We start from the raw sequence: 13,265 nt of genomic DNA, 5'->3' as shown, positions 1-13,265 counted from the left end.
GCAAAATATGTAAAAGCGATACTTTGGCCTTGTCAAAATTCGCCATAAGCTGATGTACACGGAGGTACATCGGTTTATAAAATTGCCCGGCGAAAGTTCCGTAAGCTTTTATGGCCGAACGATGTTCTCGCATAAAGCATAGCATTTTAGATGATATTTTCAAATCTTGATATTCGACCATAATGTAAGTTGAATTCCATTTTTATTCAACCGGTGACGCAAAGACAGCCGATAAGGCCGGACGTGGGCACAAAGCGGCGCCAAGAATGCTTCGAAAACGAAAGCACATGTCACCGGCGCGCTAGGTATGCGGCGCACAAGGGAGGCGCCATGGCGGCACGAGTACGACGCCATAAACGCCGGCAACGTGTCAGCGGTTACGCACAGCCGGCAATATCGTACGGCATCAGTCAGAGCCGATGCGACCTATTGCCTACAAAGGCTCTAAACGTTTAAAATGCATCATGCATGGGCAGCGCCGGGACGCTGTCTGGACGCTGTATTTTAAAATACTCAGAGGTCAATTTTGAATATCGATACTTTAGTGGAAAGAATTCTTGATTCTTACGATAAATACGGCGGCGTAAACCGCACGGAAACCGAAAATTTCCCGAACAGAGAAAACGTTGTTTTTATTCTTCACGACCTGCAGTGGCTTATTTTTCCGGGATTTAATACGGCGGATTTTATCGAAGGCGAAAATTTGTGTTACGCTGCCGGTCTTCGCGTAAACCGCGTAATTTCAATGCTCACGGCGGAAATAAAAAAAGCTATGGTATATGCGGCGGCAAATAAACGCTGCGAAGATTCCAAGCAGCCGCGCTGTTTTGAACTTGCAGAAAAAACCGCTTTGGCTCTTGTAGATGCCATTCCCGACATACGTAAAGCGATAAATCTTGACGCGCAGGCTATTTTAAACGGCGATCCGGCCGCAAAGAGCATCGAAGAAGTTATACTCTCATATCCAGGGCTTGAAGCAATCTTAATTTACCGATTGGCGCACTTCCTGTTCAAAAAAGAAATTCCCATCATTCCCAGAATAATGAGCGAATACGTACACGGGAAAACCGGCATAGACATACATCCCGCGGCGGAAATAGGAGAATCCTTCTTTATAGATCACGGCACAGGAATTGTAGTAGGCGAAACGACCGTAATAGGAAAAAACGTCAAACTTTATCAGGGAGTAACGCTCGGGGCCTTGAGCGTGAGCAAGTCACTGAAAAACAAAAAGCGGCATCCCACGATCGAAGACGACGTAACTATTTATTCGGGAGCGACGATTTTAGGAGGAGAGACAATCATAGGCAAGGGATGCACCATAGGCGGCAATACTTGGGTAACAAAATCCGTTCCGCCGGGGACAACTTTTTTACAGGAAAAATAGAGCCTCCAAGCAAAGCCGCTGCAAGGAAGCTCTATCGTCCAGCTAGGCTGAACGTTGGAGAGAGTTTATCAGCTTATTTACAAGCTAAGTTAAGGATAACCCCTAAATATGCATAAGTCAAGTTTTTTTAAATATATAAGGATTAGGCCTCTCGACGTCGTAATTTTGACAATTTTTGCGGCGGTTTTGTTTTTTTCGATACTCGCACTGCGCAATACACCTGAACGGGATCCCGTTTTAATAATAGATTCGCCATTCGGCCAATATATTTACGAACTTGACAAAGACAGGGAAGTTAAGATCAAGGGTTTGATCGGAATTTCAGTGATAAAAATTGAAAACGGAAAGGCAAAATTTGATTCGTCTCCGTGTCCCAATCAAACCTGCGTAAGCGGCGCTCCGATAAGTAAAAATTTCGAATGGCTGGCCTGCATGCCGAATCAGGTTTTTATTCACATAGAAGACAGGGACGTTCCGCACGCCGGCGGAGCCGGAAGGAAAAATAATTCCGGTTCCTCTTCGAACCGTACTGACGGCAAACTCGGCGCTAATGAAAACAAAAAGGCGGGAGACGTTAAAAGCGCGGACGGCGTAGACGCTATGTCGTTTTGAAGGCGGCCTACTGAAGGCGATCGAGCTATCCATACTAAGGGCGGCGGTGCGGCGCTTTGACTGCGGTGCGAATTCCGTCTATGCGCTGCGGCACGCTCGGAAAAAGTTAAAAGACAGGAGTAATATGGCAAAAAGATCAAATTCAATCATTTTTTGCTGTTCGTCATGCGGGTACATCCATCCCAAATGGCTCGGCCGCTGCCCGGAATGTGGAAGTTGGAACACGCTTGAAGAATATATCGAAAGTCCCTCTTCAATCTCCGCTTCGAACAAAGCGAGCTCTCCGTCGCCTAAAATCAAACCTGTTCCGCTTGAAAACATAAAAACCGAAGACAGAGGGCGGATTTTTACGGGCATAAGCGAATTTGACAGGGTTTTAGGCGGAGGGGCCGCAAAGAGGTCGGCGATTTTAATCGGCGGAGAACCGGGGATAGGAAAATCCACTCTTCTTTTGCAGGCGGCCGCAAAATACGCTGAAAGCTCGGGCGCCAAAACTCTCTATGTCAGCGGAGAGGAATCGGCGTCGCAGATAAAAGACAGAGCCGAAAGGCTCCGCCTAAGAGCTCCTACGGTGGAAATTCTTTGTTCCACAAGGCTTGAAGACATACTTTCCGCCCTTGACAGGACGTCTCCCGTATTCACAATCATAGATTCAATCCAGACCGTAAATTCCCTTGAAGCTGGCGCTATCCCCGGTACTGTAAATCAACTCAAATACTGTGCAAACGAGCTTATCAGCTGGATAAAGGAACGCGACGGCGTAATGATAATGACCGCGCATATCACAAAGGAAGGATCGATTGCGGGGCCGAAATCGCTTGAACACATGGTCGACACCGTGATTTCCTTTGAAGGAATAAACAACGAGTTCCGTTTTTTGCGCGCGCAAAAGAACAGGTTCGGTTCCGTCGACGAACTGGGAATACTTTCCATGACCGAAAAAGGCCTTGAAGCTGCGAGAGACCCTGAATCAATGTTTATTACGAAAAGGCAGGGAGAGCAGCCGGCAGGAGTGGCGACGGCAGCGGTATTTGAAGGCAGCCGAGTGTTTTTGGTTGAAATTCAGGCGTTGACAGTTCCCGCAAAAGCCGCAATCACGCGCGTATACAGCGAAAAGATAGATTCAGCACGGGTAAGCCGGATCGCGGCCGTGCTTGAAAAAAGATTGGGTATAAGATTCTCCGATCAGGACATTTATATAAACGTCGCAGGAGGAATACGGCTTTCCGAAAGCGCCATTGACGCGTCACTCGCGGCAGCGCTTTATTCGGCGCGCACCGACATAGCAGTTCCTGCAAACACCGCTTTATGCGGCGAGCTGAGCCTCGCAGGTGAAATACGCCCGGTAAACCGGCTCCGGCAAAGGATAAGGGCGGCACAGACGTTAGGTTATACAAAAATCTATGCGCCCGAAAAAGAGGAAGGCGCTGTTGTAGCGGCGACCGTAAAAGACATGGTAAAAGCCTTATTTGAAAAATAAGCCGCTCAGGCCCACAAAAGACGCGCCTGCGACAAATGTTCCGACCGAACTTCCCAAGCTCGATAAAAGGAAGACCAAAAGAACCCTTGAAATCCTATTTTTATAAATTCCTTTTAAACTCATTATATCGGTCTGAATACTTTCCATGTCGGAAACTTTGGGCTTTCGGACGATAGCCTGTACGAGGCCAGAAACCATTCCAGCTCCTATAAAAGGCGAAAGCGACGTTATGGGAGCGGCTACGCCTGCGCAAATTACGGTTAGAGGATGTCCGAACGCAAGAGCGGCGCCCAAGGCGGAAAGAAGAGCGTTCCACAGTATCCATGAGCCTACCATAGCTTTACCCGTATCTATGCCGCCGAATAAAAAACCTGCGACTATGAGAGCGACGATAACACAGGGAATTATCCAAGCTAAAACCTTTGCGCTTATCTTTTGTTCCGGAAGCGTTTCAATATCCGCCGTATTGGAAGTTTCCTTCCCTGCCGCAATAGCTTCAAGGTGTTTTTGTACCCCGACAAGATGTCCCGCTCCTATTACGACAAGAATTTTATTGCCGTCGGCAGTCCAAATGTGCGACGCCAAAAAACGATCTCTTTCGTCTATAAGAACTTCTTTTACGACCGGCATAAATTCCGCAAGTTCCGCCATCATTGAATCCATTTCATTCGATTTTTTTAACGATTCTATTTGTTCTGCAGAAACTTTTTCGTTTGAAAACGCGCTTGCCAAAAGAGCCGAAACGAGTTTGCTTTTTCCCCAAAACGAATTTTTAAGCCAGGCACGGCGCAATGTGATGTGTATTGGACGGTCGACCATCGCAACGGGAATATTCATTTCAGAGGCCTTTTCCACCGCAGCTTTCATTTCGTCCCCCGGACGTATACCTATGTTCTGCCCCATTCGGCGCTGAAAAGAAGAAAGAACCAAATTTGCCAAAAGAAGAAATCCTTCTTTCTTTTTTAAAACGCTCACTATGTCCAAGTTGCGCCACGAAGACGGATTTATCATTGCTTCATAACGTTTTTGATCCAATTCCACGGCCACACAATCGGGAGCAATTTTGCTCACGGCATTTTGCACTTCTTCAACGCTTTCGGGTGAAATATGCGCCGTTCCTATCAAAATAAATTCCCGGCCGTTAAGAAAGAGTCTTTTTTCCGTTCTGTTTGTTCCGCTTGCTCCGCTGTCGATTTCACTCATGATTGCATACTCCATTCCGCCAGCCTATATTCAAAAAACAAAGGCGCTTTCATAGCCAAAACTTGAGAATAAAGTTCCGCGGCGGCCGCATCGTTACCCTGCAAGTCGTAAAATAATCCCATATAATACAAAAATCTGCCGCGTTTGGTATTGTTATCTTCTTTTTTTATCTGCAAAAGAGCCGCGTTTTCGGCGTTTATTCCCTTTCCGTCATAAAAAAGGCGGACGACCGTATATTCCACGCTTGATCTATTGAGCTTTTTCATGTGCTTTTCAAGAAAATCCTTGAATTCACCGGTTTTTCCGAGTTTTTTATAGTTGGCGGCGATCATTAAGACATAGGAAATATTGTTTTGATTCATTGAAAGCGCTTTTTCGAACGCTTTTAGAGAGCCTTCGTAATCTTTTTCATGCCAGGCGAGCATACCGAGTGACTCGTATGCATAAAAATATTTAGGATTCGTTTCGACGACTTTTTTATAATCCGAATACGCTTTGCTGAGCTTATTCATTTCGTCGTATAAACTTGCTCTGTACGCATAGGCGAGAAAATAATCGGGTTCAAGCGAAATTGCTTTTGTCCACGCTTCTTCCGCGCCTTTAAGATCGAGCAGCTGTCGTCTATAAGTTCCCAAACTCAGATATATGTCGTAATTTTTGGCGTCATATTTTGCAGCTTCTTCAACATATGCGAGAGCTTCGCGGTAGCGGTCTTCGTCGGCCGATATTTTTCCAAGATACAAAAGCGCCCAAGGATCATGAGCGTTTTTTTCAAGGATGCGTTTAAAAGCGCTTTTTGCATCGTCCGTTTTGGACAAAAAATACGAACTCAGCCCCAGTCCGAACAGGGCGTCTTCGTTTTCGGAGTCGCTTAAAAGCGCCTTGTCGTAAAGAGTCTTTGCAAGATTGTAATTATTTACTTTCATTGCGTCGCTCGCAAGCTCAATGTTTGCCCGAACGTTATTTGGATCGGAAGCTATGATTTTTTTGATATACTCCTGCCGTTTGGAAGTGTTGTTAGACGTCTTTGCTATCATAAGCAAAAGTTCTAAAACTTCAATATTGCCGGGATCCCGCGCTAAAAGATCTTCCGCCAGATGAGACGCTTCGTCTATTCTTCCCGCGGATAACAAAAGCGAAGACTTTAATATTGAAATTTGTATATTATTTTCAAGCGACGGAGGAATGGTTTCAAAGAGCTTTAACGCTTCATCCGCCGAGCCGGCCTTTAATGCGGCTTTAAGTTTTTCTGCAAAGACAACTCCGTCGGATTTTTTTGCAGCTCCGCCGGCACCCGTTGCGGAAGCATCGCCGGCAGTATTTGCCGTAAGACATCCCGCACATAAAAATACGACAGTAAGAGCTAAAACAAGTCTTATTTTTAACTGTTCCTTTTTAATTTTTTCTTTCATCTGTTGAATTTCCTTGTTTCATTAAGTAAACTACGAACAATGTATTCACATCCTATAAAAAAAATCATAGGTCTCCTTGTCCTTTATACCGCTATTATTATCGGTATTTTTATCGTTCAATTTAAAAGCGAATCCGTTTTTTCGGAAAATATAGGAGCTCTCAGGTTCACATTCGCCCAAACGGGAACGCAGCAAAATCCAGTTTTAAAAAACAGCCTGCAAGCGCTGTTCAAGGGGCTGCTCATCTATTTTAACGATAAGGATCCGGTTACTGTACGAGAGGCCGGCTCAGATTCGGTAAAAAACATTACACTAATTTCATGGAGCAAGGCAAGTCCCCTTTCTTTCGCCCTTTACTTTACCGAAAATGTTTCGCTCCTGTTTTCCGTTACGGGAACGGGCGACGACGCCGGCATGACTATACAGGCGGATCTTCCGCGCAATATTGAGTCCGTAACGTTAAATTACAAACCCGCCGGCGGATACAACTTTTCAAGAGAATCCGGAGCCGGCGCGTACGGCGTAAAAATAGAAGCAAAAGGCAATAAGTATGTTTTAAGTGCATCGAATATTGGTGAAAATAAAATTTCGCTTAACAAAGGTCAATCGGCGGTAACTTACGCCGTAGTTAAGGACAAAAAGATCTTCTCCTTCGATTCCGTAGGAAAAACGGCGGCGGCAAGTTCGGCAGCTTATTTACAAAACATCAAAAAGCTTGAAAACAATATAATCACGCTTTTTAGAGATTCCGTACAGAACAATTCTCCTCTGCCTCTTACGGAACAGAGCGTCGTCGCATACGTTGCGGTTATGGCAAAAAACGGTCAATACAACGCAGCGATCGACGGCGTTCCCGACCTGTTCAAAAGAGGACAAAAACGCACATATGTTTCAGCCCCGTACTTTAACACGCTCGAAAGGATGTTCGCGACGCTTCAAATGCAGTTTGACAACACTTCCCGCATGGTAAGCGAGGCCGTTAAAGCAAATAGCTGTGAAATATTCTCTCTTCTCAATTTAAGCAACTTTATAATAAAGAATAACAAATTTCAGGATATCCGAGATCTTCTTTCCGTTCCTTCCACCGTTCTGTCTTCCGCAAACGGATCGTCCGCCGTCAGCACTTCTCAAGCGGCGGGAATTATTTACGTTTACATGAGCTTGATAGATAAATTTCCGGCCTTAGCCGACATGCTCGAAAATTCGATCGAACCGTGCCTTTCAATAATCGAACAATCCTGTTCATTGCAGACGCAGGCCAACGGAGAAAAACTCGTCGTATCAGAAAACGGGATTCCCCTTAAACCCGCAGGCGCCGTAAACATCGGTTCCGTCTTGCTCGGTTACGGAACTATGACAAACAACCGTTCTGTAATCGACACGGGATATTCGCTTATAAATTCTTCTTTTGAAGACATTGCGGCGACGGATCTGTACACATATTCGGAAATATATCCGATCCTTGTAAAAGACAATCCGTATTATCCGCATTTTATCTATCTGGGCGAAAACGACTCTCGAACCGTCTGGGCATGGACTTGTGCCGAAAACATTACATACAAAAAAGACGAAGACGGCACGTTTCTTATAGACATTGTTTTTCCGGAAGGACTCACGCATTACGTAATATTCGGCGGTATTCCGGATTTCAGAAAAATTCAAATATACGGTATGGATTTCCGAACCGATCCCAGATTTGAAACGTACAATTCTTCAGGTTACGTTCATTTAAAAGATACCGACATCCTGCTTCTTAAATCGCGGCACAGAAACAACTTGGAAAACGTCAGTATTTTTTACAATAATCCCGTACAAATCGTCCAACCGACGGCGGCAGAGAGAGTGAGCGCGGAAAACACCGAAGGGCAAAACGCAAAACCCGCAGACTCTTTTGAAAATTCGGAAGTCAAAGCGAATGAGGCTTCTTATTAAAAATTAAAAATTTAATACCGTTTTCGCTTTTTTTGTGATATACTTAAAGGTAGCTTTTAGAGGAGTACCTGTGAACAGACGTGATTTTCCCAAAATCCATTTTTACGATCAGGATTTTGTAGATATTTATGATAAATCTTGGTCTTGGCTTAACGATTATTGGATAAACCCGGCGACGGAAGAAAAAGATCCGGAAGGTTATTTTATTTATCCCCAGGGAAATTCCTTAATTATCGAACAATTCGAATCCATTTTTTCTTCATTTTTTTTGGTTTATTCGAACCGCAATTATCCTGCAAATCAAAACATAGATTATTTTTACGCCCGCCAGGAAGAAAACGGCGCCATTCGATGGAAGTACGATATAAGGACAAACAAACCCGTTACGGACGAGCAAAACCCTGAAGGCATAGGGATGCCTCTGTTTGCGTGGGCGGAATTTAACCTGTACCATAAATCGGCAAACAAGAGGCGTATCCGCGAAATTATGCCCGTCCTTCAAAAGTATATGGACTGGATAATCGGCGCTTTTAAAAAAGAAAACGGGCTTTTTTCCGTTCCGGCGGTTGCAGGCGGTATGTTTAACTCTCCCCGAGGGGGAGTTTTTTACCCTGTAGACTTTAATGCCGCAATGGCAATAAACGCCGCATACATGTCAGCTTTGGGCGATATCTTAAACGACAAGGATTTGAGCTTTCAGTACAAGCGCATGTATTTTTCGCTAAAGACGCGCATTAATTCAATGATGTGGGATAACGTTACCTTATTTTACCATGATCTGGACAGCGAAGAGCACCGCCTTCCTCAAAAGACCATCGCCGGTTTTTGGCCGCTTTTAGCCGAAATGCCCAATGCGGATAAGGCAAACGCTCTTATTTCGCATTTAAACGATCCTAAAACGTTCGGAACAAGCCACCCGTTTCCGTCGCTTTCGGCCGACAGTCCGGACTTTAAAGAATCCGGAGAAGGATTTTGCGGCAGCGTATTCCCTCCGCTGAATTTTATGATAATAAAGGGGCTTGAAAAATACCAAAGATACGACATGGCGCGCGAATGCGCGATCCGCCACCTTTACTATATTTTGGAAGCTCTTCTTCCGAACGATCAAAAAGAAAAAGGCGACGTGTTTGAAGCGTATCTGCCGTGCAAGGAAGGCAAGGCTGTTTTGACCGGTCATCCCGATTTTCCGCGCGCGCGTTACATGCCGTACGTAGGACTTTCTACCATAGCTTTGATGATAGAAAACATCATAGGGCTTTCGATAAGCCTGCCCAGAAAGACCGTAGACTGGATAATTCCGAATCTTGAAATAATGGGCATTGAAAAGCTTTCGCTCAAGAGAAATTTGATCACGATACTCAGCAACAAAAGTCTTCGCGGATGGGAAATTCAAATGGAGAGTGAAAAATTGTATTACTTTACCATAAATATTCTTGACCAAAAAAAGAAAACGTTGCCTATACCTTCGGGTAAGTGTTCAATGCTTATAGACAAGCTGTAGCTTTAAGGAGCAAATATGACATCCCTTGAAGCGGTAATAGAAATCGGCTCTACAGGGATAAGGCTCCTTGTTGCCGAAATAACCGACAGCGGGCAAAGAAACACATTGGACCGTTCCGAAATGCCGGTGTCGCTGGGGCACGATGTTTTTACATCCGGTTCGGTAAGCAGCGAAACGCTTTTACGCTGCATTCAAATTCTTTTAAGATTCCGTGAACAGCTTGTAAGCTGGAACATACAGCCGGATAAAACTTCCGTCATTGCAACTAACGCCGTAAGAGAAGCTAAAAACAGAGACCCCTTCGTAGACCGTATTCAGATAAGAACGGGATTCCATGTTCAGATAATAGACGGAATTGAAAATAATCGTCTTACGTATCTTGCCGTAACGGACTGCCTAAAGGGAAATGCCGCCGTAAATCTTAAAAAAGACGCGATAATTATTGAAGTGGGCGGAGGTTCTACCGAACTCATGCTCATTGAAAAAGGAAAAATGGCGGGCGCGCACAGCATGCGCATCGGAACGGTGATAGTAGGGCAGCAACTTCGTTCCATGCTGGGCACTATGGAAGATGCGTACCGCTACATAGAAGAATTTATATTTAACACAAAGGGTTCACTGGATACCGAGCTCGCTCTGCAAAAAATAAAGCAATTTATAGCCGTAGGCTCGGACGCCCGCATCGCAGCCGCAAATATCGGAGAAAAAATTTCGCCTTCCGTGTGGGAATTGGACAGACAGGTGTTCGACGATTTTGTTGACAAGCTTCAAACATGCACGATAGACGAATGCGCCGCGCAGCTTAGAATTTCTTACAGCGACGCGCAATCGTTGCAGATAAGCCTTTTGATATACAAGCTGTTTTTAAAATTCACAAATGTAAAAAAAATTCTCGTCGCGGAAACAAGCATACGCGAAGGTCTTATCATTTCAAAAACGGTTCCCGACACGTCCTTGCAGCAGGATTTTTATTCGCAGATTACGGCGTCGGCAAAAAATCTTCTCAGAAAATACAGGGGAGACGAACGGCACGCAGATTTTGTGCGAAAGATAAGTCTGAAATTTTATGACGCGCTTAAAGAGGAAATAGCTCTTCCCGACAAAGCCCGGCTTCTTTTGGAAATTTCAGCCATACTGCACGACATCGGCATGTTCATACGCGCTGAAAACCACAACCTGCATTCCCAATACATAATCGCAAATTCCGAAATTTTCGGTTTGGGAAGAGAAGATATAACTATAATCTCTTTGATCGCGCTCTACCACCGTGAAAATAAAAAGCCTCAGGACGATAAATATTTTCAAATGCTGCCGAGTTCCGAGCGCATGACGATCTTAAAACTTACGGCGATTTTGCGCATCGCGGACGCCTTGGACAGGAGCCATATGCAAAAATTTACCGATTTTTCCATAAAGACGGACGACGATACAATCACTATAATAACGTCCGGCGATCATAATACCACGCTTGAAAACGTTGCGCTCGCCCAAAAAGCGGATATGTTCGAATCTTTTTTCGGATATAAGATAATTATGATGTAAAATAATCAAAGGGCGACCTGTAAAAACCGCAATTTTTAGAAATTGCTAAACGGAAAACGATTTATGAAAAAAAAGCATAAAATTCCATTTTTTAACCGCGAACTTTCCTGGATAGAATTCAACGCAAGGGTTCTAAAAGAAGCGTGCAGAAAAGATATTCCCGTCATGGAAAAACTTCAGTTTTTAGCCATAGTCTCTTCAAACTTTAACGATTTTTTTCAAATAAGAGTGGCGGCAATAAAGCGGCTTTTAAAAGAAGCTCCCGACATAAAAGACAGCTCCGGTCTCAATCCCAGGGAACTTCTTAAAAAAATTTCACTACGGTGCCACGAAATTGTTCACGTGCAGCATGACTGTCTTGTAAACGACGTTCTTCCGAGCCTTAAACAAAACGGAATCGAATACGTTCCTCCGTCGGATTTTACTACTTATCAAAAAGCTTTTACAAAACATCTTTTTAACACGCAGATATTCCCTCTTTTAACGCCCTTACGCATAGACACGGAAAATTTTCCGAGCATAAGAAATTTGCAGCTGCACGCGGCTTTTTTGCTTAAACGCATGGAAGGTATTCCGCCTTTGGAAAATATGCCGCAGCAGGAAACGAGCGAACCTTTTATTTCCATCGTGCAAATTCCAAGCGTAATACAGCGCGTAATTCCCTTCGGCGGCAACGATAAGAAAAAATCTTTTTGTCTCTTGGATGATCTTGTGCTTCAATACGGAACTCAGCTGTTCCCCGGTTTTACAGTGGAACAGACCATGCTGTTTAAAATAACCCGCGACGCCGATCTTTCAGTAAACAGCGCGGACAACGATTTTATAGACGCTGTGGAAGAGGCAATCGCTCAAAGACAGTCTTCGTTTGCGGTAAGACTGCTTTGCACACAGTCAAGCCGCGACATTTTAAAAGTCCTTTCGGAAAAACTTGAAATAGAAGAAGACGATATATACCAGGTCGGAGGAATTATGGATCCTTCAACCTTGCTGGATATAACTAAAATAGAAAACACGGAAAAATTACACTACCCTGTGTGGCACCATTTTCATTCGGCCGACCTGCCTGCACAAGGCGCCTACTGGGATACTATAAAACAAAAAGATATCCTGCTGCATTTTCCGTATCAGTCGTATAATCCTGTCATAAAATTCATTTCGGATGCGGCGGACGATCCGGATGTACTTGCAATCAAGATGACTTTGTATCGGGCGGGTCATGAATCGCCTATAATAGACGCGCTCAAAAGAGCTGCCAACAACGGCAAGCAGGTAACCTGCTTTGTAGAACTTATGGCCCGCTTTGACGAAGAGCGCAATATTGCATGGGCTGAACAGCTTGAAAAGGCAAATGTGACTGTAATCTACGGAATAGTAAATTACAAGGTTCATTCGAAAATCCTCATGGTCATGCGCAGGGAAAATTCCGCAATAGTGCGATACGTTTATCTTTCAACGGGGAATTTCAATCCGAAAACCGCGCGCCAATATTCGGATTTGGGAATTTTGACGGCAAATCCTGAAATTGCCAACGACGCCACGCAATTTTTTAACATAGTTTCAGGGTACTCAGCTATACAAACCATGAACCACATGTCGATGGCGCCTATAAACCTAAAAACAAATATTCTGGCAATGATTCAAAGAGAAATCGATCGTTCTACGCCTGAAAATCCGGGCCTTATAATTGCAAAAATGAACAGTTTATCCCACGAAGAAGTCATAAAAGCCCTGTACAAAGCAAGTCAGGCGGGAGTAAAAATTCTTCTTAATGTACGGGGGATTTGTATGCTTGTGCCCGGCGTAAACAAGATAAGCGAAAACATTACGGTGGTTTCCATAGTGGACAGATATTTGGAGCATTCGCGCATATTCTATTTTAGAAATTCCGGCGCTGAAGAGATTTATATTTCAAGCGCAGATTGGATGCCTAGGAACCTCGACCGTCGTATAGAGCTGATGTTTCCCGTAACCGACAGAACATTGTTTAAAAACATATTCGAAATTTTAAACTTGTATTTTACGGATAACACTCATTCGCACACATTGCTTTCTTCGGGTAAATGGGTGGAAACGAAAAACGGCACTATTTTAAAACATGCGCAAAAAGAATTGTATTTAAAATATAAAAAGACAGCCGACACAAATACGAAAATTCCTGAAATAGAATTCAAGGCGCGAAGAAAAAATTAAATCTTC

9 protein-coding genes are annotated in these 13,265 nt (G+C 44.1%); 7 read left to right on the top strand and 2 right to left on the bottom strand.

Going from position 1 to position 13,265, the window contains the following annotated elements; translation table 11 throughout:
* Positions 1–526: 526 nt before the first annotated feature.
* The 3 genes from epsC (at position 527) to radA (ending at position 3,479) form a co-directional block, all read left to right on the top strand.
* Positions 527–1,387: a serine O-acetyltransferase EpsC gene (epsC, locus tag HRQ91_RS01465; RefSeq protein WP_210119951.1), complete on the top strand. Its 861-nt coding sequence runs from the start codon at positions 527–529 to the stop codon at positions 1,385–1,387.
* Between the two features lie 108 nt (positions 1,388–1,495).
* Positions 1,496–1,999 (top strand): NusG domain II-containing protein, encoded by a 504-nt coding sequence (locus HRQ91_RS01460; protein ID WP_210119950.1) that lies wholly within the window; start codon positions 1,496–1,498, stop codon positions 1,997–1,999.
* Positions 2,000–2,123: 124 nt separating this feature from the next.
* Positions 2,124–3,479, top strand: coding sequence for a DNA repair protein RadA (radA, locus tag HRQ91_RS01455; protein ID WP_210119949.1), 1,356 nt, complete (start codon positions 2,124–2,126; stop codon positions 3,477–3,479).
* On the opposite strand, the gene HRQ91_RS01450 is transcribed toward radA, so the two are convergent.
* Together HRQ91_RS01450 and HRQ91_RS01445 are read right to left on the bottom strand one after the other, a co-directional pair.
* Complete coding sequence (locus tag HRQ91_RS01450) at positions 3,465–4,682, bottom strand: TraB/GumN family protein (RefSeq protein WP_210119948.1); 1,218 nt, start codon at positions 4,680–4,682, stop codon at positions 3,465–3,467. The two genes, radA and HRQ91_RS01450, sit on opposite strands and share 15 nt — an antisense overlap.
* Complete coding sequence (locus HRQ91_RS01445; protein ID WP_210119947.1) at positions 4,679–6,094, bottom strand: tetratricopeptide repeat protein; 1,416 nt, start codon at positions 6,092–6,094, stop codon at positions 4,679–4,681. Before HRQ91_RS01445 ends, HRQ91_RS01450 begins: the two co-directional genes overlap by 4 nt.
* Positions 6,095–6,133: 39 nt before the next feature.
* Here HRQ91_RS01445 and HRQ91_RS01440 point away from each other — a divergent pair, with 39 nt between their 5' ends.
* The 4 genes from HRQ91_RS01440 (at position 6,134) to ppk1 (ending at position 13,259) form a co-directional block, all read left to right on the top strand.
* Positions 6,134–8,026, top strand: coding sequence for a hypothetical protein (locus HRQ91_RS01440; protein ID WP_210119946.1), 1,893 nt, complete (start codon positions 6,134–6,136; stop codon positions 8,024–8,026).
* A 70-nt stretch (positions 8,027–8,096) separates the two neighbouring features.
* The gene (locus HRQ91_RS01435) at positions 8,097–9,527 is read left to right on the top strand and encodes an MGH1-like glycoside hydrolase domain-containing protein (RefSeq protein ID WP_210119945.1); all 1,431 of its coding nucleotides are present in this window, start codon (positions 8,097–8,099) and stop codon (positions 9,525–9,527) included.
* A 15-nt stretch (positions 9,528–9,542) separates the two neighbouring features.
* Positions 9,543–11,069, top strand: coding sequence for a Ppx/GppA phosphatase family protein (locus HRQ91_RS01430; protein ID WP_210119944.1), 1,527 nt, complete (start codon positions 9,543–9,545; stop codon positions 11,067–11,069).
* 63 nt (positions 11,070–11,132) lie between these two features.
* Positions 11,133–13,259, top strand: a complete 2,127-nt coding sequence (gene ppk1, locus HRQ91_RS01425) for a polyphosphate kinase 1 (protein WP_210119943.1) — start codon at positions 11,133–11,135, stop codon at positions 13,257–13,259.
* Positions 13,260–13,265 lie beyond the last annotated feature (6 nt).

The sequence above is a fragment of the Treponema parvum genome (genome assembly GCF_017893965.1).
Classification (GTDB): domain Bacteria; phylum Spirochaetota; class Spirochaetia; order Treponematales; family Treponemataceae; genus Treponema_D; species Treponema_D parvum.
Note: the sequence above shows the minus strand (reverse complement) of the source record. Positions and strands in the feature narration are given on the sequence as shown.